Origin of the sequence: Sphingobium nicotianae (assembly GCF_018603885.1) — a bacterium.
In the GTDB taxonomy this organism is placed as follows: domain Bacteria; phylum Pseudomonadota; class Alphaproteobacteria; order Sphingomonadales; family Sphingomonadaceae; genus Sphingobium; species Sphingobium nicotianae.
In genome coordinates, this window is the sequence record NZ_JAHGAW010000001.1 from 285,033 (window position 1) to 310,467 (window position 25,435).

20 protein-coding genes and 1 tRNA gene are annotated in these 25,435 nt (G+C 65.2%); 8 read left to right on the forward strand and 13 right to left on the reverse strand.

Translation table 11 applies throughout. The annotated features are described in order from the left end of the window. Nucleotides 1–42 precede the first annotated feature (42 nt). The gene (locus KK488_RS01475; RefSeq protein WP_214621351.1) at nucleotides 43–483 is read right to left on the reverse strand and encodes a host attachment family protein; all 441 of its coding nucleotides are present in this window, start codon (nucleotides 481–483) and stop codon (nucleotides 43–45) included. 112 nt (nucleotides 484–595) lie between these two features. Here KK488_RS01475 and KK488_RS01480 point away from each other — a divergent pair, with 112 nt between their 5' ends. Both KK488_RS01480 and KK488_RS01485 read left to right on the forward strand, forming a co-directional pair. Next, nucleotides 596–1,300 carry an endonuclease/exonuclease/phosphatase family protein gene (locus KK488_RS01480; protein ID WP_214621352.1) on the forward strand — a complete coding sequence of 235 codons (705 nt, stop codon included), beginning with the start codon at nucleotides 596–598 and terminating at the stop codon, nucleotides 1,298–1,300. An 18-nt stretch (nucleotides 1,301–1,318) separates the two neighbouring features. Then, nucleotides 1,319–3,700 carry a patatin-like protein gene (locus KK488_RS01485; RefSeq protein ID WP_214621353.1) on the forward strand — a complete coding sequence of 794 codons (2,382 nt, stop codon included), beginning with the start codon at nucleotides 1,319–1,321 and terminating at the stop codon, nucleotides 3,698–3,700. Here the strand turns inward: KK488_RS01485 and KK488_RS01490 are convergent. From KK488_RS01490 to KK488_RS01505, 4 genes are all read right to left on the reverse strand, one after another. Further along, nucleotides 3,651–4,949 carry an SAM-dependent methyltransferase gene (locus tag KK488_RS01490; protein ID WP_214621354.1) on the reverse strand — a complete coding sequence of 433 codons (1,299 nt, stop codon included), beginning with the start codon at nucleotides 4,947–4,949 and terminating at the stop codon, nucleotides 3,651–3,653. The genes KK488_RS01485 and KK488_RS01490 overlap by 50 nt on opposite strands. A 53-nt stretch (nucleotides 4,950–5,002) precedes the next feature. Then, nucleotides 5,003–5,980: a metal-dependent hydrolase gene (locus tag KK488_RS01495; RefSeq protein WP_214621355.1), complete on the reverse strand. Its 978-nt coding sequence runs from the start codon at nucleotides 5,978–5,980 to the stop codon at nucleotides 5,003–5,005. A 94-nt stretch (nucleotides 5,981–6,074) separates the two neighbouring features. After that, nucleotides 6,075–7,160 (reverse strand): 2-oxoacid:ferredoxin oxidoreductase subunit beta, encoded by a 1,086-nt coding sequence (locus tag KK488_RS01500; RefSeq protein WP_214621356.1) that lies wholly within the window; start codon nucleotides 7,158–7,160, stop codon nucleotides 6,075–6,077. After that, complete coding sequence (locus tag KK488_RS01505; protein ID WP_214621357.1) at nucleotides 7,157–9,028, reverse strand: 2-oxoacid:acceptor oxidoreductase subunit alpha; 1,872 nt, start codon at nucleotides 9,026–9,028, stop codon at nucleotides 7,157–7,159. The genes KK488_RS01500 and KK488_RS01505 overlap by 4 nt, the downstream gene beginning before the upstream one ends. Nucleotides 9,029–9,199: 171 nt before the next feature. Between KK488_RS01505 and KK488_RS01510 the strand changes: the two genes are divergently transcribed. Next, nucleotides 9,200–9,679, forward strand: a complete 480-nt coding sequence (locus KK488_RS01510) for an RNA pyrophosphohydrolase (protein WP_214621358.1) — start codon at nucleotides 9,200–9,202, stop codon at nucleotides 9,677–9,679. A 115-nt stretch (nucleotides 9,680–9,794) separates the two neighbouring features. Continuing rightward, nucleotides 9,795–10,016, forward strand: coding sequence for a hypothetical protein (locus KK488_RS01515; RefSeq protein ID WP_214621359.1), 222 nt, complete (start codon nucleotides 9,795–9,797; stop codon nucleotides 10,014–10,016). Between the two features lie 202 nt (nucleotides 10,017–10,218). Here KK488_RS01515 and ald read toward each other — a convergent pair whose 3' ends face one another. Continuing rightward, nucleotides 10,219–11,337, reverse strand: coding sequence for an alanine dehydrogenase (gene ald, locus KK488_RS01520; RefSeq protein ID WP_214621360.1), 1,119 nt, complete (start codon nucleotides 11,335–11,337; stop codon nucleotides 10,219–10,221). A gap of 163 nt (nucleotides 11,338–11,500) precedes the next feature. Here ald and KK488_RS01525 point away from each other — a divergent pair, with 163 nt between their 5' ends. Then, nucleotides 11,501–11,773 (forward strand): carbon-nitrogen hydrolase family protein, encoded by a 273-nt coding sequence (locus tag KK488_RS01525; RefSeq protein ID WP_214621361.1) that lies wholly within the window; start codon nucleotides 11,501–11,503, stop codon nucleotides 11,771–11,773. A 4-nt stretch (nucleotides 11,774–11,777) separates the two neighbouring features. Here KK488_RS01525 and KK488_RS01530 read toward each other — a convergent pair whose 3' ends face one another. Beyond that, the gene (locus KK488_RS01530) at nucleotides 11,778–14,507 is read right to left on the reverse strand and encodes a porin family protein (RefSeq protein WP_214621362.1); all 2,730 of its coding nucleotides are present in this window, start codon (nucleotides 14,505–14,507) and stop codon (nucleotides 11,778–11,780) included. A 251-nt stretch (nucleotides 14,508–14,758) separates the two neighbouring features. On the opposite strand from KK488_RS01530, the gene KK488_RS01535 reads away from it, so the two are divergent. Continuing rightward, complete coding sequence (locus KK488_RS01535; protein WP_214621363.1) at nucleotides 14,759–15,259, forward strand: nuclear transport factor 2 family protein; 501 nt, start codon at nucleotides 14,759–14,761, stop codon at nucleotides 15,257–15,259. Between the two features lie 37 nt (nucleotides 15,260–15,296). Here the strand turns inward: KK488_RS01535 and KK488_RS01540 are convergent, their stop codons facing one another. Further along, nucleotides 15,297–16,349, reverse strand: coding sequence for a DUF535 family protein (locus tag KK488_RS01540; RefSeq protein WP_214621364.1), 1,053 nt, complete (start codon nucleotides 16,347–16,349; stop codon nucleotides 15,297–15,299). 294 nt (nucleotides 16,350–16,643) lie between these two features. Between KK488_RS01540 and KK488_RS01545 the strand changes: the two genes are divergently transcribed. Continuing rightward, complete coding sequence (locus KK488_RS01545; protein WP_250889970.1) at nucleotides 16,644–17,528, forward strand: alpha/beta fold hydrolase; 885 nt, start codon at nucleotides 16,644–16,646, stop codon at nucleotides 17,526–17,528. 68 nt (nucleotides 17,529–17,596) lie between these two features. On the opposite strand, the gene KK488_RS01550 is transcribed toward KK488_RS01545, so the two are convergent. From KK488_RS01550 to KK488_RS01570, 5 genes are all read right to left on the reverse strand, one after another. After that, nucleotides 17,597–17,673: transfer RNA gene (locus KK488_RS01550), tRNA-Arg, on the reverse strand. Nucleotides 17,674–17,770: 97 nt separating this feature from the next. Further along, complete coding sequence (locus KK488_RS01555; protein ID WP_214621365.1) at nucleotides 17,771–18,271, reverse strand: hypothetical protein; 501 nt, start codon at nucleotides 18,269–18,271, stop codon at nucleotides 17,771–17,773. Then, the gene (gene ppdK, locus KK488_RS01560; protein WP_214621366.1) at nucleotides 18,268–20,931 is read right to left on the reverse strand and encodes a pyruvate, phosphate dikinase; all 2,664 of its coding nucleotides are present in this window, start codon (nucleotides 20,929–20,931) and stop codon (nucleotides 18,268–18,270) included. The genes KK488_RS01555 and ppdK overlap by 4 nt, the downstream gene beginning before the upstream one ends. Before the next feature lie 86 nt (nucleotides 20,932–21,017). Beyond that, a complete protein-coding gene (gene glyS, locus KK488_RS01565; protein ID WP_214621367.1) occupies nucleotides 21,018–23,300 on the reverse strand; it encodes a glycine--tRNA ligase subunit beta in 2,283 nt (760 codons plus the stop codon). A gap of 136 nt (nucleotides 23,301–23,436) precedes the next feature. Further along, nucleotides 23,437–24,327 (reverse strand): glycine--tRNA ligase subunit alpha, encoded by an 891-nt coding sequence (locus tag KK488_RS01570; protein WP_214621368.1) that lies wholly within the window; start codon nucleotides 24,325–24,327, stop codon nucleotides 23,437–23,439. Between the two features lie 152 nt (nucleotides 24,328–24,479). Between KK488_RS01570 and KK488_RS01575 the strand changes: the two genes are divergently transcribed. After that, nucleotides 24,480–25,424, forward strand: coding sequence for a TraB/GumN family protein (locus KK488_RS01575; RefSeq protein ID WP_250889971.1), 945 nt, complete (start codon nucleotides 24,480–24,482; stop codon nucleotides 25,422–25,424). Nucleotides 25,425–25,435: the final 11 nt, after the last annotated feature.

Consider the following 25,435-nt stretch of genomic DNA (forward strand, 5'->3'; position numbering starts at 1 on the left):
AGATAGAACGAACAGGGAACGCCATAGGAAAATGCGGTGATGTCAGCCGTGCATGATCGTCTGCTCGATGTCCGTCACCGGATGCCCGGTCAAATCCTTGGCAATCTCGCCGATCAGCCGCTTCTCCAGCTCCTTGTGGTAATGTTTGCGCATCTCGCCCAGGGTTCGCGGCGGCGCGACGATCACGAGCTGCTCATAATCGCGCGCCAGGGCCCGCTTGTTGAGCAGCGCGGCGGCTTCCGCGGCAAGGCGATCCTCGTTCTGCTGATGGAAGTCGGTGGTCTCGACAGCGCTGCCCGTCGTGCCGTCCGATGAATAGGCGCGCCCCGGCGCGTCGCTCGCCTGGTCATGGGCGGCCGGATTGACCTGTTCCAGCGCCTCTTCCACCACGAGCTGGGGATAGGTGGCGTCGCCGTCGTTGCGGAAGAGGAGCATCTTGCCGCCATCCACCACCATTACCAGCGCGTCATGATCGATCTTCATCGCGGTCCTCCTTGCGGTTTTCGTGAACATGGGAACGAATGGCGCCGCTGTCCAGTTGGGTTCGATGCGGTTGGGGCTTGCCTTGCATCTTTCCGCGACGGATGGAGACCCGATGATCAAGGTGGCATCCTACAATATCCGCAAGGCGATCGGCACTGATCGACGGCGCAATCCCGAGCGGATCATCGATGTACTGAACGAGTTGGATGCCGATATCGTCGCCCTGCAGGAAGCGGACCGGCGCTTCGGCATCCGCCACGCCGTCCTGCCGGACTGGCTGCTCCAGACGCATTCCAGCTACCGCGCCGTGGCGCTTCCAAACCGGCTCGAGAGCATGGGCTGGCATGGCAATGCCCTGCTCGTGCGGCGCGACCAGGGCGCGAACGGAGAGGTGGTGCATCTTCCCTGTCTTGAACCGCGGGGCGCCGTCTCCACGGCGCTGGACGTCAAGGGCGTGCGCTTGCGCGTACTGGGCATGCACCTCGATCTCTCCGGCCTCTGGCGGCGGCGACAGGCTGCGGCGGTGCTGCACCAGATCGACCTCTGGCAGGGGCATGACCCGGCCGGCGCCACGATCCTGATGGGCGATCTCAACGAATGGAGCGCCGGCCGCGGTTGCCTCGCCGATTTCGCTCGCCATTATGCCATTGCCCCCTGCGGCCGCAGCTATCATGCGCGACGGCCGGTCGCCGCGCTCGACAGGATCATGTGGCGTGGCGCGCTCGCTCTGCGGGACTGCGGTGTGCACATGACGCCGCTGTCCCGCCACGCGTCGGATCATCTGCCGATCTGGGCGCGGTTTGACGTCGCGAGCTGAGCGCGTCATCTAGGCAGGATGAGGGAGAAGGAACTGAGGCTGGCGCTGGTCTGCTATGGCGGCGTGAGCCTCGCCGTCTACATGCATGGCGTCACGAAGGAAGTCTGGCGCCTCGCGCGCGCCAGCTGCGATTTCTGCGCTCATGACCAGACGACCGACGATCAGGGCAACAGCATCTACCGCGACATTCTCGAGGCATGCCGGGACGAGGCGGCGCTCAAGGTCCGTGTCCTGCCGGACATCATCGCGGGCGCCAGCGCGGGCGGCATCAACGGTATCTTCCTGGCCCAGGCGATCGAGACCGGCCAATCGCTCGATCCGCTGACCGCGCTGTGGCTGAGCCGCGCCGATGCGGACATCCTGCTCGATCCCGATGCCCGTCCCCTCTCCCGCTTCACCAAATTCTGGGCGGCACCGATCCTCTGGCTGCTCCTGCGCAGGCGCGGCGATACGGTGAACGAGACCGTCGCGCCGGAAACGCGCGAGGAAGTGCGCCGCAAGCTCTCCAATTTCGTGCGCGCCCGCTGGTTCGCCCCGCCCTTCGGTGGCAAGGGCTTCACGCGGCTGCTCCTCGACGCGTTCGAGGCCATGGCGGCCGGCGCGGCGGGGAGGCCGCTCTTGCCCGAGGGGCAGCCGCTGGACCTCTTCGTCACGGCGACCGACTTTACGGGACATGAGGAGACGCTGCGGCTCAACAGCCCGCCGCGGGTCACCGAGACCGAACACCGTCTGACCCTGAGCTTCTTCGCGCGCGGCGCCCGGCCGCGGCGGTTCGCCGACCCGAGCGAACTGGTCTTCGCGGCGCGGGCGACGGCCAGCTTTCCCGGTGCCTTCCCGCCCTTCACCGTGCGTGAGCTTGATGCCGTCCTGCTCGAGCGGGACCGGACATGGCCCGGGCGTGAGGATTTCCTGTCGCGCAGCCTGCCTCAGCACGCCGTCAAGGGTACGATCGAGGATGCTGTCCTCATCGACGGCTCTGTTCTCGCCAACGCCCCCTTCGCGCAGGCGATCGAGGCGCTCAAGGATCGCCCGGCCCGACGGGCGGTCGACCGGCGTTTCGTCTATGTCGAGCCCACGCCGACCGCTGCCGGCTTCCGGCTGACCTCGCCTGCCCGGCGCACGGCCAGCGGAGAACGGCCCCTCCCCGGCTTCTTCCGCACGATCTTCGGAGCGATCAGCGACATTCCGCGCGAACAGCCGATCCGCGACAATCTGGAGGCTATCGCCGACCGTTCGACCCGCATCCGCCGCATGCAACATATTATCGAGGCGTTGCGGCCGGACATCGATCGCACGGTCGATCACACCCTCGGTCGCACGATGTTCCTTTCCAGACCAACCGCCGCACGCCTGAAGGCCTGGCGCGCGCGGCTCCAGCAGAAGGCCGCCCGCGCCGCCGGCTTCGCCTATCCAGCCTATGGCTATCTCAAATATTCCGGCATCGTGGACGAGCTTGCCGACCTGCTGTTCGTGCTTGGTGGCGAGCGCCCGGCGCTCGATCGCGAGAGCCTGCGCCGCACCCTTCGCGACGCGCTGCATGGGGCGGGGATCGATACGGTCGGCCAGGGCACGTCCGATGGCGCGAGCGAAGCGCTGATCACCTTCCTGCGCAATCATGACGTCGCCTTCCGCGTCCGTCGCCTGCGCTTCCTCGCCCGGCGCCTGTCTGCCGAGAGCGAGATCGACGATACGTTCGATCCGGTGGGGCGCGCGACGATGCTGGAAATGCTCTACGAGGCGATCGCGCTCTATTCGGAACGACAGCTGTCCGGCTGGTTTCCTGCGGCCGTGCGGGAGCGGATCGGCCAGACATCGGGCGACCTTATCGCGGGCATTGCCGTCATCGCCGAGGCGCGCGACTTGCAGGCGCTGGACGATCTCGTCGACCTGCGCTTCGCCAACGCCGCGCTTCATCTCGCTTCCGACGATCGCCGCACCTTGCTCAAGGCCTATCTCGGTTACCCCTTCTACGACATCGCCACCTTGCCGCTGCTGCAGGGCGAAGGACTCGACGAATATGATCCGATCAAGGTCGACCGCATCTCGCCGGAGGATGCGACCGCGATCCGCACCGGCGGCGCGGCGGCCACGCTGCGCGGCATTGAGTTCAACAGTTTCGGCGCCTTCTTCAGCCGCACTTATCGCGAGAATGACTATCTCTGGGGACGCCTTCACGGCGCCGACCGGCTGATCGACATCCTGCTCTCGACGATGCCGGGCGGCCCGGTCACGGAGCCATCCCGCGCAGCCGATTGGAAGCGCCGCGCCTTTCACGCGATCCTGGACGAGGAAGAGCCAAATCTCCCGCGCATGGCATTCCAGATCGCCCGCATCCGTCAGGAAATCGACGCTACGATCCCGGCCTCACCCCCGGACGCATCGCGGACTTCACTAGAGTGACCTGGCTGACGTCGCAGCTGCGGCCGCTGAAACCACCTTCGCAATACATGAGATAATAGCGCCACAGATCGACGAAGCGCGCGTCGAACCGGGCCGGCAGCAGCCCGGCATCGACGACCGCGTCGAACCGTTCGCGCCACTTTCGCAACGTCCAGGCATAGTCGAGGCCGAAGCGCGTCTGGTCCCGCCATTCGAGGCCGGCCGTCTCGGCGATTTCGCGGAAGCGGCGCTCGGAAAGCAGGCATCCACCGGGAAAGACATAGCGCTGGATGAAGTCCGCGCGCGCCGCATAGGCCGGGAAGATCGCATCATCGATGCTGATGAACTGGATCGCGGCGCGTCCGCCTGGCTTCAGAAGGCGGGCAATCGCATCGATGTAAGCAGGCCAATAGGACTGCCCCACGGCCTCGACCATCTCGACGCTGGCGATGGCGTCAAACTGCCCCTGCGCATCACGATAGTCCTGCAGCCGCACCTCGACGTTCGCGGCGCCCGCCGGCATCGCCAGACGGCCGAGGACATAATCTTGCTGTTCTCTCGACAGGGTCAGGCCGACATAGTCGATCTCCGCACGCTCCAGCGCCCGCTCGGCGAGGCTGCCCCACCCACAGCCAATCTCCAGCAGCCGGCCGCCCTCCCTGATGTCGAGCCGGTCGAGCAGCGCGTCGATCTTGCGGAGTTGCGCATCCTCCATCGGCTCATTGGGGTGGATCGGCCGCGCGCTGGAATAAGTGAGGCTTTGGTCGAGCCACAGCGCGTAAAAGTCATTGCCGAGGTCATAATGGTCCGCGATGTTCCGCCGTGCGCCGCTGCGGCTGTTGCGCCTTCTCGCCAGCTTGAGCCTGCCGATCAGCCGTGGCAGCCCGGTCGAGCGCGCCGCGTTGCCGAGCGAGCGCGCATTGGCGCCGAACAGGGCGAAGAGCGCGACCGGATCAGGACTGGACCAGTCGCCATCCGCCCAGGCGCGGAACCAGCCCGTCGAACCCGCCGTCGCAAGGCGGGCCAGCGCGCGCCAACTGGTCAGATGCACAATTGCGGAAAAGCCCGGCATGCGCCCGCCGAGCACGCGGACGGACCCGTCCGGCAAATGCAGCTCCAGCGTCCCGGTGATCAGGCCAGTATCGACTCGATCGATCAGGGGAAGGAAGAGCCGCGTCGGCATGTAGCGCCACAAACCACGACCTGCCCGCGCTTTCGCACGCGCCAGGAAGGCGCGCTGGCGCCCCGCTCGCGGATTGTGGACCGTCATGCCGCCATCATGGGGTCTGGGCGCCATAAAGACAATGTCGAAGGCTCGGGGCCTTATCGGCCGGGCGAACAAGCAGGGCCGGCGAGCGGCAGCCACACGCGCCGCACAAGGAGGCCGCCGCGGTCGGGCTCGCCGAAGCGCGCATCGCTGAACAGGATGGTCGCGCTGCAGCGTTTTTTCTCGACGATGCGCGCCATCGGCATCACGGACCAGCGCATGAACGAGCGGATTTCCGGTGTTGCGGTCATGGCGCGGCGGACGAGCGGATCGGCCATGTTGTCGGGCACCCCCGGCCCGATGCCCGATATCTCGCGCAGGCTGCGAAGCGGATCATAGCGCGCGCGTCCGATCCGGCCGTCCTGACGCCAGATCAGGCTGCGCCGCCAGAACAGCACGGGCTCCTCGTTCGCGAACAGAATCTCGGGCGGATGCGGCACTCTTGCCAGCAGGGCGCTTCGGCTCGCGAGGGAGATCACCCCGTTGAGGCCGACATAGGCACAGATCGCCACGAGCCCGACGATCGCCGGACGGCGCCAAGCCCCGCCGGCCCGCTCCCGGCGCCGCGAGAGCCAAATGGCGAACGGCAGTACGGTCCAGATCACCGCATCGATGATGAACAAGGTCTCGGTGTGGAACCAGAGCGTGCTGAACGGCGACAGGAGCTGGACCGCATACGTCGTCTGCAGATCGAGCAAGGGATGCGTCAATGCGCCTAGCCAGGACAAGGCCAGCAGCCACCGAAAGCGCATGGCAAACCCGCTCTTGAACCTCTGGCCACGGGAAATCTGCCAGCGATCGAGCAGCCAGAGCAGCCCGGCCAGCAGAGGAGGCATGACGATGGCCCCGCCGATCAGCCCATGCGTGAAGCCGCGATGCATCGCGAGCGGGGGCCAGGGCATCCATCCGAGAAACACATCAATGTCCGGCATGTTCGCGCCGAGCACCAGCGCGGCGAGGCCCTTGCGGGTCTTGCACTTGAGCCCCGTCTGGCCGAGCGCCCATCCGACCAGGCTGTGCGTGAAATTATCCATGCAGCGACCGTCTCGCGACGATGCCGGTCATGGCCTCATCATCTGAATCGATCAGGACGAAACACACATCCGGTTTCACCTGGATGGCGCTGTCTTAAAGCTCAGGCCCGCTGCCCGCGCTTCCGGCATCAGCCGCGTCGGTTTCCTCGCGCGCGCTGACCGTCCAGGTCTGGCCCTGGCCCACCAGCTTTTGCAAATCCGGCATCTTGCCCTTGGCGAGTTGCGCGTTTTGCGCGACCACCGCTTGCTCGAAGCTTGCGATAGGGTCGTCATACACCACACCCAACGCCATCGGGAAGGCGCCGAACGGCATCTCGACGAGCATGTGCGCGACCGAGCGATTGGTGACGTCATGGACGATCACGCCCGCGCCCGCCCAGTCACCGTCGACCACGTCCACGACCTTGAGCGCCAGCGCCTCGCGATCGAGCGCGATGCCCTTGCTGCCCTTGGAGAAGAGCATCGGCCTGCCGTTTTCGAGCCAGAGCTGGCCATCGTCCGCATTCTTCTTCTCGGTGAAGTCGGCGAACACATCCTTGTTGTAGACGATGCAGTTCTGGAAAATCTCGACGAAGGCCGCGCCCTTGTGATTGTATGCGGCGGTCAGCACGTCGGGCAGCTGCCGCGCGACGTCATAGGCCCGCGCGATAAAGCGCGCGCCGGATCCGAGCGCGAAGGCGGCCGGCTTGGCGGGATGGTCGATCGATCCCGCCGGCGTGGAGGGCGATCGCGTCCCCTCGCGGCTGGTCGGCGAATATTGCCCCTTGGTCAGACCGTAAATCTCGTTGTTGAACAGCAGGATCTGGCAGTCGAGATTGCGGCGCAGGATGTGCATCGTGTGATTGCCGCCGATCGACAGGCCATCGCCGTCGCCGGTGACGATCCACACGTCGAGCTCGGGATTGGCGAGCTTCACGCCCGTCGCCACCGCCGGCGCACGGCCATGGATGGTGTGGAAGCCGTAGCTTTCGACATAATAGGGAAAGCGCGACGAGCAGCCGATGCCCGAGACGAACACCGTGTTCTTCGGGTCCGCGCCGAGCTGCGGCAGGGTGCGCTGCACCGCCTTCAGGATGGCGTAGTCGCCACAGCCGGGGCACCAGCGCACTTCCTGATCGGTCTCCCAGTCCTTGAGGACGGTCTCGACGCGCGGCTTGGTCAGGGTGGTCATGTCGTTCATGCGAGCATCCCCTCGATTGCCGCCTCGATCTCCGCGATGCGGAAGGGCTGGCCCGAGATTTTGTTGAGCGGCTTGGCATCGACCAGATATTGGTCGCGCAGCAGGGTCTTGAGCTGGCCGGTGTTCATTTCCGGTACGAGGATCTGGTCGTAACCCTTCAGGAGTTCGCCCAGATTCTCCGGCAGCGGCCAGATGTGGCGGATGTGGATATGGGCGACGTCATGGCCCTTGCGGCGGACGCGGCGCACGGCCTGATGGATCGGCCCGAAGGTCGAGCCCCAGCCCACCACCGCCAGCTTGCCGCGCGCCTCGCCGATCGCGATGTCCTGCGTCAGGCCCTTGGCGATGCCCAGCACCTTGTCGCGGCGCAGTTCGGTCATCGCCTGATGATTGGCCGGGCCATAATTGATGTGGCCGGTATTCACTTCCTTCTCGATGCCGCCGATCCGGTGCATGAGATCGGGCGTGCCGGGCTTGATCCAGGGCCGCGCCAGCTTCTCGTTGCGCGCATAAGGCTTGAGACCGCCTTCCGGCACATGATCGAGGAAGGTTGCCTTGAACGGCTCGTAGGCGCTCATGTCCGGCACTTTCCAGGGCTCGGCGGCATTGGCGATATAGCCATCGGTCAGGATCATCACCGGCGTCATATACTGGATCGCGATCCGCACCGCCTCGATCGCCACGTCGAAGGCGTCGGCCGGCGAGCGGGCGGCGATGACCGGCATTGGCGCGTCGCCGTTGCGGCCATAGACGGCCTGATAGAGATCGGACTGCTCGGTCTTGGTCGGCAGGCCGGTCGAGGGGCCGCCGCGCTGCGAATTGACGATGACCAGCGGCAGCTCGGTCATGATCGCCAGGCCCATCGCCTCGCCCTTGAGCGCGATGCCAGGACCCGAGGAGCTGGTGATGCCGAGCGAACCCGCATAGCTGGCGCCGATCGCGCTGGCGATCGCGGCGATCTCGTCCTCCGCCTGGAAGGTGGTGACGTCATATTCCTTGAGGCGCGAGAGATGATGCAGGATCGCGCTGGCCGGAGTGATCGGATAACCGCCGAAGAACATCGGCAGGCCGGCAAGTTGCGCGCCCGCCACGAGGCCGAGCGAGATCGCCTCGGCGCCGGTCACGGTGCGGTAGAGGCCCTCCTGCGCCGGCGCGGGTGGCAGGTGGAGCTGCTTGACCGGAACGGCCAGCTCGGCCGTCTCGCCATAGGCATGGCCGGCATTGAGCGCCGCGATATTGGCCTCGGCCAGCTCGGGTGTCTTGGCGAACTTGGCGTGCAGCCAGTCGATGATCGGCTGGCGATCACGGTCGAACAGCCAGAGCGCTAGCCCCAGCGTCCACATATTCTTGCAGCGCAGGGCTTCCTTGTTGCCCAGGCCGAACGGTTTGACGCTTTCCAGCGTCAGCGCGCTGATGTCGAAGGCGAGCAGTTGCCAGCGCGAGAGCGAATTGTCCTCGAGCGGGTTGTGATCATATTTCGCCTTGACCAGGTTGCGTTCGCTGAACTCGCCGCTGTCCGCGATGATCAGGCCGCCGGCCTTGAGATCGCTGACATTCGTCTTGAGCGCTGCCGGGTTCATCGCGATCAGGATGTCCGGCGCATCGCCTGCCGTGGTAATGTCGGACGAACCGAAATTGATCTGGAACGCGGAGACGCCGAAGAGCGTGCCCTGCGGCGCCCGGATCTCGGCGGGGAAATCGGGGAATGTCGCAAGATCATTGCCGGCAAGTGCCGTGGACAGCGTGAACTGGCCGCCCGTCAGCTGCATGCCGTCGCCGCTGTCGCCCGCGAAGCGGACGACGACGGCGTCAGGCACGGTGTCATCGGTGATGAGCGGTGCGGTCGGGGAGGATGCGGCAGAAGCCATGGCTTACTCTAATGCTTTCTAGGATGATGCGCCCCTAGTCCTTCCGGCGTTGGCAATCAAAGTAGAAAAGCTGCGCACCACCCGAGCGTTGCCTTTTTTGCCCAGTCTTGTCATCGCAAGTTTCAAATCGGGCACATTCGAGGCTCCGGAGCGTTCAATGAGTGACAAGAGATGACCAAGTACGCCGATCTGCCCTACCGCCCTTGCGTGGGCATCATGCTGGCAAACCGGCAGGGACAGGTGTTTGTCGGTCAGCGCATCGACTCGAAGGAAGGCGATGCCTGGCAGATGCCACAGGGTGGGATCGACGAGGGCGAATCGCCTGAGGAGGCTCTGGTCCGGGAGCTTGGCGAAGAGACAGGCGTTGGCGCGCATCTCGTCGACATCATCGCCCGCTCGGCCCACGAACATCTTTACGATCTGCCCGACCCACTCATCGGCAAGCTCTGGGGCGGCAGATATCGCGGCCAGGCGCAGCGCTGGTTTCTGGTGCGCTTCAAGGGCGAGGATGGCGACATCCGCATCGACACGCCGGAGCCCGAATTCGACACGTGGCGCTGGGTCGAAGCCGATCAGCTCGTGGACCTGATCGTGCCGTTCAAAAAGCCTGTCTATCGGGATGTAGTCGCGGAATTCAGGGCGCTGCTGTGATCCGCATGACGGGATAAACGGCCAAAAGCGTCGATGGCGTTTACACTTTCTTAACCATTAACCAACGCGATCGCCGGAAACCGCCGCTGGCATGAACCTTGCGTCATTTTCAGCCATGGACCGTATAAAACGCCTCTTCATCATCAAGACGAAGTTCGAAGCGTTTCTGGCCATCTATGCCATCGCAATGGGTGCCTGCGCGCGCGGCCTGCATTATCTTGACGTTTATCCCGGTATCGGCGGCGAGCTTCTGTTCTTCGCTTGCTGCGGGGCGGTGATGGTCGTTGGTGGGCTCATGATCGATGGCGTAACGCTCAAACAGACTTACGAACGCTGAGCGACTCAACAGACTGACGCGTTCCCAACGAGGCGGGGCGCCGGCCGCCCTGCCGCTTTGCTGGCGGTACGCGCATTGGCCAGCCGTGGCGCCGACGCAGTGTTCAACGCCAGCAACCCGTGCCCGCGCGACGCTGAACATGTCGAACGCATGACGCTCCTTCCGTGATGGGCTCGCCGACCGTCCTGGTGCCCGCCTCGTGCTAGTCGCGCAAGGCTATGTCGGTCGGCACCACTTCGTAGCCATGCTGGCGCGCGACCGGTGAGCAGGTGACCATGCCATTCCATATGTTGAGGCCGTCGAGCAGATGCGGATCGCGCTTCATCGCTTCCTTCCAGCCCAGGTCCGCAATCTTGAGGGCGTGAGGCAGCGTGACATTGTTGAGCGCATAGGTTGATGTGCGCGCGACCGCGCCGGGCATGTTCGCCACGCAATAATGAACGATGCCATCCACCACATAGGTCGGCTCGGCATGGGTAGTGGGATGGCTTGTCTCGAAACAGCCGCCCTGATCGATCGCGACATCGACCAGCACCGCGCCGGGCTTCATCGTGCGAAGCATCTCGCGCGAGACGAGCTTGGGCGCTGCCGCACCGGGGATCAGCACCGCGCCGATGACGAGATCGGCCTGTGCGACGCAATCGGCGAGGTTCGCCTTGTTGGAAAAGCGCGTCTTGGCCCGTGCCTCGAAATAGGTGCCGAGCTTCTCCAGCACCTCCGGATTGCGATCGAGGATCGTGACATCGGCACCCAGGCCCGCCGCCATCTGCGCCGCATTGAAGCCGACCACGCCGCCACCGATCACCGTCACCTTGGCCGGCAGCACGCCGGGCACGCCGCCCAGCAGCACACCGCGACCGCCATGCGCCTTTTCCAGCGCCGTCGCGCCGGCCTGGATCGACATGCGCCCGGCCACCTGGCTCATCGGCTTGAGTAGCGGCAGCCCGCCATGGGCGTCCGTCACTGTCTCATAGGCGATCGCCGTGACGCCGGACTTGACGAGATCGGCGGTCTGCTCGGGATCCGGAGCGAGATGCAAATAAGTATAGAGAATCTGATCCCTGCGCAGCATCGCCCGTTCGACCGGTTGCGGTTCCTTGACCTTCACGACCATGTCGGCGCGCTCGAACACCTCCGCCGCCCTGTCGACGATCTCACCGCCGGCCTTGCGATAATCTTCGTCAGTCGCGCCGATGCCGAGCCCGGCGCCGGTCTCGACAAGCACCCGGTGCCCATGCACGACGAGCTCGTGCACGCTCTCCGGCGTGAGGCCGACGCGATATTCGTGAGTCTTGATTTCCTTGACGGTGCCGACGAGCATGAAATGTCTCCTGCCTACCGATTTGCGCTTAGCGATTTGCTGGGACCGAGATAGGCGCTCACGGGCGGAAACCCAACGGGGAACCACATACCGAGCCGGCAACAGGCCATCGCCTTCCATCGAGCGCTATTATGCCGCGTCCAATGCGGGTCACGCGGAAGGGATGCTGGGCTGCCTGAGCAATACCGTCGCGCATGACGTCAAACAGGAGGAGAATTACAGAGCCGCCGGCCTGTTCGGCCCGTCACTGCCCGATGACGGCGTTCTCGCGCTCGGCCCGCTCGCGGGAAGAACATGGGTCTATGCCGAGGCCGATCCGGCGCGCGTGCCGACATGGCGTCAGGAGGGTGCCGTTCCGCCCTTCACCCATTGGCCCGAGCCGGTCATCGGCATGCCCCCGCCCAGCCTCGTCTGCGGGATCGTCGACCTGCGCTGATCGATCAGAAGAACAGCTTCCGGATGCTGACCCGCACCACCCGGCCAAGCGGATCGAGATAGGCGGGCTGATAGGCGAACGGCACCGCCCCCGTCCCGTCCGTCACCGTCTGGCGCGCGTTGAAGACATTGTCGACGCCCGCCTCGATCCGGACGCCGCGCAGGATACGCGCCTTCTCGACCAGCTTGGGCATCTGCGCCAGATTGGCGAACAGGCGCAGGTTGAGCGTCGCCAGATCGCCGAAGCGAAGCTGGCTGGTCGGCACGCCGGCCGTTCCGTTGATCCGCGTCGCGCTCTTCCAGTCGCCGGTCAGGCGCAAGCCATAGCCGCTCTGCGAGACGCCGGCCTGCAGCTGGACTTGATGCCGCGATGGGCCTGCCCCGCCGCCCAGCGAATCGCCATCAAGCAGATCGAGCACCGGCAAGGTCGAGGCGAGCTGCGTTGTGCTGCCCAAGGTCCAGGTATGATAAAGCGAGACATTGATCCGTCCGCCGCCACCGCCCGGACCATTGCCGAAATTGCCGAAGCGACCGCCGCCCGCACCACGGCCGCCACCGCCAGGGCCGCCAGGACCGCCTGCCCCCCCGGGGCCACCCGGACCCCCAGGGCCTCCCGGTCCACCGGGGCCGCCAAAGCCGCCGAACGGCGGTCCGCCTGCCGGGGCGACCTGTGGACGGCCATCGACCACGATCGTCTGCCCGTCGCCGGTCGCGGGCTGGCCATTGGGGCCGGCAGCCTGATCGGTCTGCGGCACCGTGCGCTCCTGCCCGGCCCCGGCGCCATCGCCCCTCCGACGCTCGCCGCCCGGACCACCCGGCGGCACGCCATTGGGAAAGCGGCGCTGAAATGCCTCGCGCATCGCGTTGATCTGGCTCTGCGGCGTCTTCAGCCGCTTGCTGAAATTGATGCCCCAGCGCAACGAATTGCGCGACTGTTCGGTGATGTTGATCGGACGCAGATCGACCTGGGTGAGCTGACCGCTGGCGTCGCGCGTGAACCGCGTCGGGAAGGCCGCCGCCGTTTCCTCCGTGATGCCCGGAAAGCCGGTGATGCCGCCGCGGGTGGTGCGATGGCTGTAATCCACGCTCAGGCTGAGGCTCGGATCCTGCAGCACCGCCAGGTTCAGGCCGAGGCGATAGCTGCTGTCGCGCGCATCGTTGAGCAGCGGATTGCCGCCGGTGATCGTCGTCACCAGCACGCTCTTGCCCACCACATAATCGAACACCGGCACGAACTGGGTGACGGTGCGCGGGTCGCCGAGCTGCGACGGGGTCGGCGCGATCTGCTGGCTGCGATAGGAGGCCGAGACGTTGATGCCCTTCCTGGGCGTCCAGTTCAGGCCGAGCGTATAGCTCCCCAATGTGCCGGCGTCGGAGAGCTGATCGACCCCTCCGGTCATGTTGGCGGATATCCGCCCGATCTTGCTGCTCGCGGCTGTGATCGGGAAGGACAGAGTGAGCGAGCCGCTGCCGCTGTCCCGCCCGATGCGGCGCGGGGTCGTAATGAGATCGCGCTCCTGATCGCTTTCGAGCCGCATCAGCGAGCCGCCCAGCTTCGCCGTGGCCTGCACCTCGCCCGCCGGCAGCCGGAACAGCGAGCGATTATAGATGAAGGTGACGTCGGCCGTGTCCTGCCGGCTCTGCGTATCGTCCGCCGCGCGCGCGATGAGATATTGCGCAGCCACCGGTAGCGCCGGATTGGCGGTGGCATCCCCATTCTCGAGCGCGGTCGTATAGTCGGAGAGATTGTAAGGGCGATCGGTGAGGCCGCGCGTTTCCGATCGCGCATAATTGGCCGTGAGCGTCCACTGCCCTGCACTGCGCATCGCGTTGACGGTGAGGCCGATCTGCCCGTTCTGCGCGCTGGACGAACGATCGAGCGAATTGGGCACCGGCGCGGTCGGATAGAAGATGCGGTCTGCGGCGCCATTGGCATACGGTGTGCCGCCCGGAATGATGACTGACGGCAGCGCCAGACCGACGAGGCTCTCGCTGCGGCTCGTGCTGATCTCGCCGGTGAGGGTCGCCTGGGTGCGCTCGGTCAGCGGCTTGTTCCAGCTCCCGTTGAGCGTCATCGTCTCGCGCTCGGGCGACAGGGTCCGCGCCGCGCTTTCCGGGCTGATCAGCCCCCGGTCGGTCTCCAGAATGTCGCCGGTGCGGCTATATTCGGCATTGATGTTCAGCCGCTGGCCACGGCGAATGGTCAGGTGCCCGCCATTATAGTCCTGGTTCACGGCCTGCCCCGCCGTCGGCGCCTTCACGGTCGCTTCCGCCGTGAAGGCGCGGAAGCGCTGGCGCAGGACGATGTTCATGACCTTCTGGTCGGCGTCATAGCCGTAACGCAGGCCGACCTCCTCGGGCAGGATGTCGACGCGGGCGATCGCCTCGGCCGGCAGCGACGCGATTTCGCGGAAGCTGGAAATTCGGTGCCCTTCGAGCAAGGTCACCGGCGGCTTGCCGCTGGCGCTGGTCAGCTGCGGGCCGAGTTCGGTCAGCAGGTCGCTGACGGTGCTGACGCCGAGCGCGCGAATATCCGCCGCATTATATTGCTCTTCCGGCTTGATGTCGCCGACGACCGCGCCGCGCTCGCGCTGGCCCGTGACGACGATGTCCTCGTCATCCTCCTGGTTGAGGCCGTTGCCCTGCGGCGTCCCTTGCGCATGCAGTTGTGAACCGGTCAGCGACGTCGAGGCAGCCGTCAGGAGCAGCGCGGAAAGGCGGAGAGGTCTTGTCATGCGGGAGTTCACGGCCTCGTTGACTGGGGCTACTTGGTCATAGAGCGCAAAAGCTGTCACTTTCCTGACTGGAGTTCCCATGGGGGCGGGAGTATCGCGTACCTCGGCCTCACGAAAAACCCGAGAAAACTGCGGCTTTTCTATGCAATTGCGGCGCATTTGCATTAAATTCCGGGCGCGGCAAGCTTTGAAACTGTATCAAATTGTCCTAAAGCCGGCCGAAAATATGACTGCCGCAAAATCAGGAGAGAATGGACGTGACATTGAAGATCGAAGACCGACTCGGCCTGCAGGATCTCATCGCCAATTACAGCTGGGCGCTGGACACGGGGGACGTCGATGCGCTCGTCGCCTGCTTCACGCCGGACGCGCGCATGGTCGAGGAAGTTTTCGACGATCCGGACATCTGGGAAGGCCATGACGGCATTCGCGGCATTGCCGAACATTATCGCAACGCCCCCGGTTTCCCCGGCCGCCAGCATCATGTCACGCAGACCCAATATATGCCGCAGGACGACGGATCGGTGAAGATGCGCTCGTTCGCCTTCGTGACCGAATGCGAAGGCGAGCCGCCTTATCTGCTACGCTTCACCGGCTGGTACGACGATCATGCCATCAAGGACGTGGACGGCAAATGGCTGTTCCACCGGCGGACCGTGCGCCTGTGGGATGGCGAAGTGCTCAAGAATTTCCCGGGCAAGGGCGAATGGGTGCCGCGCAAGCGTCCCGCCTCGTTGATCATCAAGCGCTGAATGGGCGATGCGATGGCGCGCGCAGCGCCGTTGCAGCTCAGTTCGTCGATTTGTCCAGGCTCACCGCGTCGCTATAGGCAATGGGAGCCATGGCCGGCGGCGCCCAGCTCGCCGAGGCGGGGAACGCGCTGTCCATCAGGCGCGCGATGAGCGTGGGGACCGGAGGAGCCGGAATCGCGGCCTCGACGGCAGTCCTGACCTCGTCGGCGAGCCGATCGAGCATCTCGTAGCGCTGGCGATAGAGGCTGCGCTTCTTGGCGGGAATATCCTCCGCCGCGCGGCGCACCGGCGCGATCGGCAGCTCGAACCAGTCGGCGCTGATCTGCGCGCCGCCGCGATCGATCCAGGCGGCATCATAGTTGAAGCTGGTGACGGACCGTCCCTCGGCGCCGTAATAGGCATCCCGGCAATAGCGGGCGCTATCCGCGACCGCATAGATGCGGCGAACGCCGAGCGCATAGCAGACCATCCGGTGCAATTCGATCATCAGGTCGCGCGGGCGCAGGCCATGCGCTTCCTTGGTCATCTCGCGATACAGCGTCAGCATCTCCTCGCCGCCGCGGCCCTGCAACCCGCCGACCAAACAAGTGAGACCGCCATTGGCTGACGAAAACAGGAACGTGATCGAGAACAGGCGATCAGCGCCCTTCCAGAGGCTGAGGACGGTCAGTCCGTCGCTGCTCATCCAGTTCGCTTCGTCGATCCGTAGGCTGTAGTCGGCGCCGAGACTGTCGAGTGTGCAGAGAATTCGGACGTGATCATGCGCGGGTGAAAGGATCCCGCCCAGGTCGCGCACCGTCTCGAAATGATCGACGAGCCGGTCGAGCTTGTCCTGCCCGCTCCAGCTCGCGCAACAGAAGGGGCCGAAAACATGCCGCGTCAGACCACCGCGCAGCAGGTCATGGTCGATGCCGGCGAGCTTGCGCTTCTGCTGTCGCGCGGTGAGAATGACATCGGGCCGGCCGATCATCCGCCCGGAAACACGGGCCGCCTTGCGGATCTTCGGCAGCATATTGCCGGCGTTCTGTCCCTGCTCGGCGCGCATGGTCTGCCGGACGAGGCTATACCCCATCACGAGCGCGCCCGTCACGAAGAGAGCGGGGCTATACAGCAATGCGGGAGTGGACAAATGCCTGCCTTCGTCACTTGTGTCGAAAGCATCGCCATACTGACGAATATTCACGGAACGATTAATGCACCACGCGCAAACGCGCAGATCTTGGGGCATTTCGCCGGATTCGTCCGGCGAGGAAGACGCCTTTCGAGCGACGCTGACCGGCCCCACTCACCAGTGATAATGCCTGCCTGGCCGGCGCAAGTCATTGATCGCTCGCCTTTGTCGCACCAAAGTGCGACGCGATCGCTCTCATCACCTTTGAGGCCGATGCGGAAAGAGCTGAAGGAGGCTTTCATCGCCGGCCTTACGCGTGCACGCTATTGCTCACAGCAACGCCATGGCAATTCAAGGAAGATTCAGACCAAGGAGGCCGACATGGATATGGATCGCCGGACATTCGCCACCTCGCTGTTGATGGGAGCCGCGGCTGCCGCAGTCCCGTCCAGAGCGAGCGCCCAAGCCGCGCGGAAGCCGGAACGAGCCAACAATGTCGTCCTCGTCCACGGCCTATTTGCCGATGGATCGAGCTGGTCGGAGATCATTCCGCGTCTTCAGGCACGGGGGCTCAATGTGACTTCCGTCCAGAACCCACTGACAACGCTGGAAGATGCGGTGGCTGCCTGCCGCAAGGTACTTGATCGGCAGGTGGGGCCAACAGTGCTGGCAGGCCACTCCTTCTCCGGGATGATCGTGACCGAGGCCGGGGTTCATTCGAATGTCTCCGCGCTCGTCTATGTGGCGGCCCGGGCCCCCGACGCAGGCGAAGATTACGCGGCCCTCGCGGCCCGCTTCCCCTCGCCGCCGGCATCGGCGGGGATCATCTACGATGGGGATGAGGGCCGGCTGTCGGAGCAAGCCTTCCTGCGGGACTTCGCAGGCGATCTTCCCGCCGCCAAGGCGCGCGCGCTCTTCGCCGTTCAGCAGCCGTTCCGCAGGGCGCTTTTGTCCGGCCGCACCACCCAGGCGGCCTGGCGAACCAAGCCCAGCTTCTACGCCGTGTCGACGGAAGACCGCACGATCAACCCCCAATTGCAGCGCTATATGGCGTCGCGGATGGGCGCGCGGACGGTGGAGCTCCGATCGAGCCATGTTTCGCTTATCTCCCACCCGCGGGAAATAGCTGCGCTGATCCTTAAAGCCACCGATGGATAGCCATCGTCCGCGACCGCGATGGGATCACCAAATCAAAAGGGCCCTCCTCGCGAAGAGCCCTTTTGATTTGGCGCACCCGGAACGATTCGAACGTCCGACCCTCAGATTCGTAGTCTGATGCTCTATCCAGCTGAGCTACGGGTGCATCGCCAATTTCAGGCCGCCTGGGCGGCTTGGGAGAGGCGCAGATAGTCTCGGGGGCAGCGCATGGCAACCCCTTTTTTGACCTGCGGGGAGCAGGTTTATCGTATCGGCGGCGCCGCCAGCGGCAGAGCTGGCGTATAGGTCTCGACAACCTCGGCGAGCGGTGCGCCCTGGCCCGACAGGACGACCGCGCGATGCCGCAGGATGGCATTCTTTTCATCAGGGAATTCGGTTGCCAGCGTGCGCCGGGTCGGCGCGAGCGGCTTGATCACGACTCCGAAAGGCGTGTCGCCGGACAGCAACGCGCGGTTCATCGCCTCGGTCAGCCGATCGGGTCGATACCAGTTCTCGGCGCGCGAATAGACGACATCGCCGCATGTGAGGCGCACGAGCCGATAGACGAGCCTGGTGTCCTCGCCGGCGCCCAGATCGGCCTTCACCTGCCCGCTTGCCGCCTTCTCCGCCGTCCGATCAACCTCCGCACGGATCGGCACGGCGCACCGCTTCTGGATCACGGCGGTCGCACTGTTTGCCGCGCGCAGTTCCGCGTCCAGATCCGCCACGGTGCCGCCCTGCAGCAGCGCGGCGAGAAGGATCATTTCTTCGCCAGGGCCGCCTGCGCCGCCGCGAGCCGCGCGATCGGCACGCGATAGGGCGAGGCGCTGACATAATCGAGGCCGGTCTGCTCGCAAAAGGCGATGCTGGCCGGATCGCCGCCATGCTCGCCGCAAATGCCGAGCTTGATGCCGGCGCGCGTCGCCCTGCCCCGCTCGGCGGCGATCTGGATCAGCTCGCCGACGCCCTCAACATCAAGGCTGATGAACGGATCCCGCGCGAAAATGCCCTTGTCGACATATTGCGTCAGGAACCGGCCAGCATCATCGCGGCTGATGCCGATCGTGGTTTGCGTCAGGTCATTGGTGCCGAACGAGAAGAACTCGCCGACTTCGGCAATCTCGCCGGCCTTCAGCGCCGCGCGCGGCAGCTCGATCATCGTGCCGACGAGATAGTCGACGCTCGCGCCGCGCTCGGCGAACACGGCCTTTGCGGTCTTGTCGACGATGTCCTTCATCAGCTCCAGCTCGCGCCTGGTGGCGACCAGCGGGATCATGACCTCGGGGATCGGCGCCTCACCGCTGGCCTTGGCGACGTCCAGCGCCGCCTCGAAGATGGCGCGCGCCTGCATCTCGTAGATTTCGGGATAGGTGACGCCGAGCCGGCATCCGCGATGGCCGAGCATCGGATTGAACTCGTGCAGTTCGGCCGCCCGGCGCTTGAGAATCTCGACGCTGACGCCTGCAGCCGCGGCAACGTCGGCGAAGTCGACATCCTCATGCGGCAGAAATTCGTGCAGCGGCGGATCGAGCAGGCGGATGGTCACGGGGAGCCCGGCCATCTCGGTGAAGATCCCGAAGAAGTCGGCGCGCTGGGCGGGCAGCAGCTTGGCCAGCGCCTCGCGCCGCCCGGCCTCGGTCTCGGCCAGGATCATCTGACGGACATTGGTGATCCGCTCGGCATCGAAGAACATATGCTCGGTGCGGCACAGGCCCACGCCTTCCGCGCCGAATTCGCGCGCGGTCTTGCAGTCGGCCGGGGTCTCGGCATTGGCGCGCACCTTGAGACGGCGCACCCCGTCCGCCCATACCATCAGCGTGCCGAAGTCGCCCGCCAGCTCGGGCTGTACCGTCGGCACCTCGCCCGCCATCACCTCGCCGGTCGCACCGTCGATCGTGATGATGTCGCGCTCCTTGAGAAGCCGCTCGCCGATGCGCAGCAGCCGGTTGGGCGCGTCGATCGAGATGCCGCCCGCGCCCGAGACGCAGGGGCGCCCCATGCCGCGCGCCACCACCGCCGCATGGCTGGTCATGCCGCCGCGCGCCGTCAGGATGCCCTTGGCGGCATGCATGCCGTGAATATCCTCGGGACTGGTCTCGATGCGCACTAGAATGACCGCCTCGCCCAGCTCATTGAGCCGCTCGGCCGTTTCGGCATCGAACACGATCTGGCCGGAGGCCGCGCCCGGGCTGGCCGGAAGCCCCTTGGTCAGCACATCGCGCGGCGCCTTGGGGTCGAGCGTCGGGTGGAGCAGCTGGTCGAGCGCATTCGCATCGACGCGGGCGACCGCTTCCTCGCGCGTGATCAGCCCTTCATTCGCCATGTCCACCGCGATCTTGAGCGCTGCCTTGGCCGTGCGCTTGCCCGAGCGGGTCTGGAGCATCCAGAGCTTGCCCTGCTGCACGGTGAACTCGATGTCCTGCATGTCGCGATAATGCGTCTCGAGGATGTGGAAGACGTTCGCCAGCTCCGCATAGGTCTCGGGCAGCGCCTCTTCCATGCTGAGCGGCTTGGCGCCTGCCCGCTCGCGCGCGGCGGTCGTCAGATATTGCGGCGTGCGGATGCCGGCGACGACATCCTCGCCCTGCGCATTGATCAGATATTCGCCATAATAGGCATTCTCACCCGTCGCCGGATCGCGCGTGAAGGCGACGCCCGTCGCTGAGGTGTCGCCCATATTGCCGAACACCATGGCCTGCACGTTGACCGCCGTGCCCCAGTCGCCGGGAATATTGTTGAGGCGGCGATAGACCTTGGCCCGGTCCGCCTGCCACGATCCGAACACCGCGCCGATCGCGCCCCAGAGCTGCTCATGCACGTCCTGCGGGAAGGGCTTGCCCCACTGCTTGAGCACCAGCGCCTTATATTCGTCGACCAGCGCCCGCCAGTCGTCGGCGGTCAGCTCGGTGTCGAGATAGGCGCCGCGATCCTCCTTGGCGATCTCCAGCGCTTCCTCGAACTTGCCATGGTCGAGCTCCAGCACCACGTCCGAATACATCTGGATGAAGCGGCGATAGCTGTCCCAGGCGAAGCGCGCGTCTCCCGATACCGCCGCCAGCCCCTCGACCGTCTGATCGTTGAGGCCAAGATTGAGCACCGTGTCCATCATGCCGGGCATCGAGACGCGCGCGCCCGAGCGCACCGAGACGAGTAGCGGATCGCCCGCATCGCCGAACTTTTTGCCCGTGACCGCCTCGATATGGGCGATGCCGTTCGCGACCTCCGCGTTCAGGCTCTCCGGATAGGTCTCGCCGTCCGCATAATAGCGCGTGCACATCTCGGTCGTGATCGTGAAGCCCGGCGGCACCGGCAGGCCGATCGCCGCCATGCCGTCGAGATTGGCGCCCTTGCCGCCCAGCAGATTCTTGTCGCCCTTGCCGCCATCATCGACACCGCCACCGAAGCGAAAGACATATTTGCTCATCGGAACTTCCTGTTGATACCTAAGCCTGTGCGCGACCGAAAATGTCTCGTGGACGAGCCGGTTCCATCCGGTTTGTTGCCGGCGCCCTAACCTTCTATTCGTGAAAAGTCCGCCACTTTGTGCACCGCAGCACGAATGCGGGTCAACAGATTTAACCGCGAATCCCGCTTCGCCGGGTCCGGATCGTTGACCGTAACGGCAGTAAAAAAGGCATCGATCGGCGCCCGCAGCCCAGCAAGCGCGGCCATGGCGCCTTCGAAATCCTCGGCGACGACCGCGGCATCCGCGCGCGGCTCGGCGGCATCGAGCGCGGCGATCAACGCCGCCTCGGCCGGCTCCAGCGTATAGGCCGGCGGCAAGGCGTCATGCACCCGGATCGCCTCGGCAACATCGGGATCGGTCAGCGCCTCGCCGGGATCTTCCTCGCCCGCATCGCTCTGCGTGCCGGTCTCGGGCCGCTCCTTCTTGAGGATGTTCGCCGCGCGCTTGTAGCCCGCGAGCAGGTTGGTGCCGTCCTCGGTGGTAACGAAGGACTGGAGCGCCTTCACGCGGGCAAGCACACGGCAAAGGTCGTCCTCGCCGCCGAGCGCAAACACGGCGTCGATAAGATCGTGGCGAACGCCAGCTTCTCGTTGCTGAACCTTGAGGCGCTCCACGAAAAACCAGACGAGGCCGGCATCCCCGGTCGCAATTTCGGATAACAACACGCCATCGAGAATATCTCGGCGATGCTGCTCTTCTCCGTCATCTGAACGGCGGGCGGCAATGACGTCGGTCATCGCTTCCAGCGTGTCGTCGAGGCTGAACCGCAATCCATTCTGAAGTACAAGCCGAATAACGGACAATGCCGCACGGCGCAGAGCGAAAGGATCTTTGGAACCGGTCGGCTTCTCACCAATTGCGAAGAAGCACATCAACGTATCCAGCTTATCCGCCAGCGACACCGCCACCGTTACCGGCGCCGTCGGAACCTCATCCCCCTGCCCCACCGGCTTGTAGTGATCGCGGATCGCATCGGCGACGGCGTCCGGCAGCCCTTCGGCGCGGGCATAATAGCCGCCCATAAGCCCCTGAAGCTCGGGGAACTCGCCCACCATCTCGGTGACGAGATCGGCCTTGGCGAGTCGCGCGGCCTGTTCGGCGAGGTCGGCCAACTCCTCCTTCGTCATGCCAGCGAAAGCTGGCATCTCGGGCGACGGGGCGCTGCCCTCGGAAGAGACCCCAGCTTTCGCTGGGGTGACGATATCGCTTTCGACCAGCCAGCGCGCCAGCTTCGCCACGCGCTCGACCTTGTCGGCGACCGTCCCCAGCTTTTCATGGAAAGTGATCCGCGAGAGCTTCTTCGCGTGATCCTCCAGCTTCGTCTTCTTGTCCTGCTCCCAGAAGAAGCGGGCGTCGGAGAGACGCGCAGCCAGCACCTTGCCATTGCCCTCGACGATGGCCCTGCCGCCGTCCTTCGCCTCGATATTGGCGGTGCAGATGAAGGCATTGGCCAGCGCCCCGGCCTCAGAATCATTGGCCTCGCGCAGCACGAAATATTTCTGGTTGATCCGCAGGGTCAGCTGGATGACTTCCGGCGGCACCTCGAGAAAGGCCGGGTCGAACCGCCCGAGCAGCGGCACCGGCCATTCGGTGAGGCCAGCATTCTCCGCGATCAGCCCTGCGTCCGGGATCAGTTCCAGTCCGGCCTCGGCCGCCAGCGCATTGGCCCGCGTCTCGATGATCGCCTTGCGCTCGTCCTGATCGACGATGACATGAGCGGCCCGCAGCTGCGCGGCATAAGTCTTTGCACTCTCGACCGAAATCCGCCCATCGAAATGAAAGCGATGTCCGGCGGTAACCCGATCGGCGATGACATCCTCGATCGCGAACGGCACGACCTCGTTGCCCAGCAGCGCGATGATGCCTTGCAGCGGGCGCACCCAGCGCAAGCTCTCGGTAGACAGACTGGCATCGCCCCAGCGCATCGACTTGGGCCAGGGGAAGGCGCGGACGATCGCCGGGATCGCCTCGGCGAGCACATCGGCGGTCGCCCGCCCCGGCTTCTCCACCGTCGCGAACCAGACGCCGTCGCGATCCTCGAGCTGGTCCTGCGTCAGACCGGTCTTGCGCAGGAAGCCCTCCAGCGCCTGCGGTGGCGCCGAGGTGCGCGGGCCCTTAAACTCCTCGCTCACCGCCTGTGTCGCGAGCGGCAGGTCGTGCGCGATGAGGGCAAGGCGGCGTGGCGTCACATAGCTGGTGAGAGCGCCCGGCGTCAGGCCGGCCTCGGCCAGCTTTTCGGTGAAGAGCCGCGCGAGATCCTCGCTCGCCTTGGCCTGCATGCGCGCGGGGATTTCCTCGCAGCGCAGTTCGAGGAGGAAGTCAGTCATGCCACTCCTCCCGTCAAAACAGCCGTTCGGTTCGAGCGCACATCGAGCTTGTCGAGATGTGTGTCGAGAACGGCCGTCTCGACTTCGCTCGACGGCCGCTCGAAGCGAACGGCGGAAATTGGATCAGCGACGGCCATCATTCCGCCCACCCATTATAGGCCATCCAGGCCTCGCAGCTGCCTTTGGCGAGATCGCGCACACGGCCCATATAGCTTGCCCGCTCCTGCACGCTGATCACGCCGCGCGCCTGCAACAGATTGAAGACGTGGCTCGCTTCGATCGCCTGCTCATAGGCCGCGAGCGGCACGCCCGCCGCGATGCTGGCCGCGCACTCGGTCTCGCAATCCTTGAACCAGCGGAACAGCTTGTCGGTATCGGCAACCTCGAAATTCCATTTCGACATCTGCCGCTCATTCTCGAGGAAGACGTCGCCATAGGTCACCGCCGGGCGGTTCCCCACCGCCTCGTTGAACACCAGGTCATACACGCTGTCGACGCCCTGGATATACATGGCGAGGCGCTCCAGCCCATAGGTCAGCTCGCCCGCCACCGGCTTGCAGTCGAAGCCGCCCATCTGCTGGAAATAGGTGAATTGCGTCACTTCCATGCCGTCGCACCAGACTTCCCAGCCCAGCCCCCAGGCGCCGAGCGTCGGGCTCTCCCAGTCATCCTCGACAAAGCGGATGTCATGCAGCAGCGGATCAATGCCGATCGCCTTGAGCGAGCCGAGATACAGATCCTGCAGATCCGGCGGGCTCGGCTTCATGATCACCTGATACTGGTAATAATGCTGGAGCCGGTTCGGATTCTCGCCATAGCGCCCGTCGGTCGGCCGGCGCGAGGGCTGGACATAGGCGCAATTCCAGGGATTGGGGCCGAGGCTGCGCAGCGTCGTGGCGGGGTGGAACGTGCCCGCGCCGACGCGCATGTCGAATGGCTGCAGGATGACACAGCCCTGCGCGGCCCAATAGTCATGCAATGTTAGGATTAATTGCTGAAAACTCAGCGGTGATGCGCTGTCCTGCATGGCCTTGCCAGTTCGCCTTTTCCGCAGCCTTTCCCGAGGCCATTGAACCGGCGCGCTTTGGCGCATGGGGAAACTGCGGTCAAGCTACGGCGCGGCGCGGCTTGCGCGTCATGCCCAACTAAGCGATGCACGCGATGCTCAGGAAAGACGTTATGCGCTGGAAATCATGGACCCTCGGCCCTGTGGCCGCACTCGCGCTGATCGTGGCATGTGCCGCACCGGCTTTCGCGAAAACGACCGCCGTCGCCGCAGAGGCAACGCCGCAAGCGAAAATCATCGACGCGCATCCGGCATTATGGGTGGTCAAGGATCGCGACACGACGATCTATCTGTTCGGCACCATCCATCTGCTTCGGCCCAATATCCGCTGGTTCGAGGGGCCTGTCCGCAAGGCCTTCGACAAGGCGCAGGACGTGGTGCTGGAGATCGCCGATCGCGACGAGGCAGCAGCCGGCGGGCAGGCAGCGCTCGTCCAGCGCGCATTCGCCCCCGACGCGCCGCCTTTGTCGAGCCGCCTCCCCGCCGCTGACGGCGCCAGATATCTGGCGGCCCTTCAGCAGAACGACATTCCGGCCGCGGTATTCGACAAGGTGAAGCCCTGGTTCGCGACCTTCACGCTCTCGATCCTGCCTCTCCAGAAAAGCGGCTACGACCCGGCGAGCGGCGCCGATCGCGCGATCGAGGGTGCGGCGCAGAAAGCGGGCAAGCGGCTCATCGGCCTGGAGACGACCGCCCAGCAGCTCGGCTTTTTCGAGACCATGCCCGAAGCGCTGCAGCTTCAGATGCTCAGCGAGACGATCGACGAACTGCCGACCATCACCGAGACGATCGGCAGGATGATCGCTGCGTGGAGCAGCGGCAATCCCGATGGTCTGGCCGATCTCATGAACGAATCGATCGACAGCAATCCCGAATTCGAGCGCATCCTGCTGACCGATCGCAACGCGCACTGGGCCGACTGGATCAAGGCCCGGCTCGACGAGCCCGGCACGGTGTTCATCGCTGTCGGCGCCGGGCATCTCGCGGGCGAGCACAGCGTCCAGGCGATGCTGAAGGCGCGGGGCGTGACGTCCCGCCGTGTCGACAAGCAGCGCTGACGCTGGTTTGA

Bases quoted from the DNA above. Each gene is read 5' to 3' on its own strand.
- KK488_RS01555 (WP_214621365.1), bottom strand. From the start codon at position 18,271: ATGATCCTTCTCGCCGCGCTGCTGCAGGGCGGCACCGTGGCGGATCTG.
- KK488_RS01480 (WP_214621352.1), top strand. From the start codon at position 596: ATGATCAAGGTGGCATCCTACAATATCCGCAAGGCGATCGGCACTGAT.
- KK488_RS01570 (WP_214621368.1), bottom strand. From the start codon at position 24,327: ATGCAGGACAGCGCATCACCGCTGAGTTTTCAGCAATTAATCCTAACA.
- ppdK (WP_214621366.1), bottom strand. From the start codon at position 20,931: ATGAGCAAATATGTCTTTCGCTTCGGTGGCGGTGTCGATGATGGCGGC.
- glyS (WP_214621367.1), bottom strand. From the start codon at position 23,300: ATGACTGACTTCCTCCTCGAACTGCGCTGCGAGGAAATCCCCGCGCGC.
- KK488_RS01510 (WP_214621358.1), top strand. From the start codon at position 9,200: ATGACCAAGTACGCCGATCTGCCCTACCGCCCTTGCGTGGGCATCATG.
- KK488_RS01535 (WP_214621363.1), top strand. From the start codon at position 14,759: ATGGACGTGACATTGAAGATCGAAGACCGACTCGGCCTGCAGGATCTC.
- KK488_RS01515 (WP_214621359.1), top strand. From the start codon at position 9,795: ATGGACCGTATAAAACGCCTCTTCATCATCAAGACGAAGTTCGAAGCG.
- KK488_RS01500 (WP_214621356.1), bottom strand. From the start codon at position 7,160: ATGAACGACATGACCACCCTGACCAAGCCGCGCGTCGAGACCGTCCTC.
- KK488_RS01545 (WP_250889970.1), top strand. From the start codon at position 16,644: ATGCGGAAAGAGCTGAAGGAGGCTTTCATCGCCGGCCTTACGCGTGCA.
- KK488_RS01490 (WP_214621354.1), bottom strand. From the start codon at position 4,949: ATGACGGTCCACAATCCGCGAGCGGGGCGCCAGCGCGCCTTCCTGGCG.
- KK488_RS01575 (WP_250889971.1), top strand. From the start codon at position 24,480: ATGCGCTGGAAATCATGGACCCTCGGCCCTGTGGCCGCACTCGCGCTG.
- KK488_RS01505 (WP_214621357.1), bottom strand. From the start codon at position 9,028: ATGGCTTCTGCCGCATCCTCCCCGACCGCACCGCTCATCACCGATGAC.
- KK488_RS01485 (WP_214621353.1), top strand. From the start codon at position 1,319: ATGAGGGAGAAGGAACTGAGGCTGGCGCTGGTCTGCTATGGCGGCGTG.
- ald (WP_214621360.1), bottom strand. From the start codon at position 11,337: ATGCTCGTCGGCACCGTCAAGGAAATCAAGACTCACGAATATCGCGTC.
- KK488_RS01495 (WP_214621355.1), bottom strand. From the start codon at position 5,980: ATGGATAATTTCACGCACAGCCTGGTCGGATGGGCGCTCGGCCAGACG.
- KK488_RS01525 (WP_214621361.1), top strand. From the start codon at position 11,501: ATGCTGGGCTGCCTGAGCAATACCGTCGCGCATGACGTCAAACAGGAG.
- KK488_RS01475 (WP_214621351.1), bottom strand. From the start codon at position 483: ATGAAGATCGATCATGACGCGCTGGTAATGGTGGTGGATGGCGGCAAG.
- KK488_RS01530 (WP_214621362.1), bottom strand. From the start codon at position 14,507: ATGACAAGACCTCTCCGCCTTTCCGCGCTGCTCCTGACGGCTGCCTCG.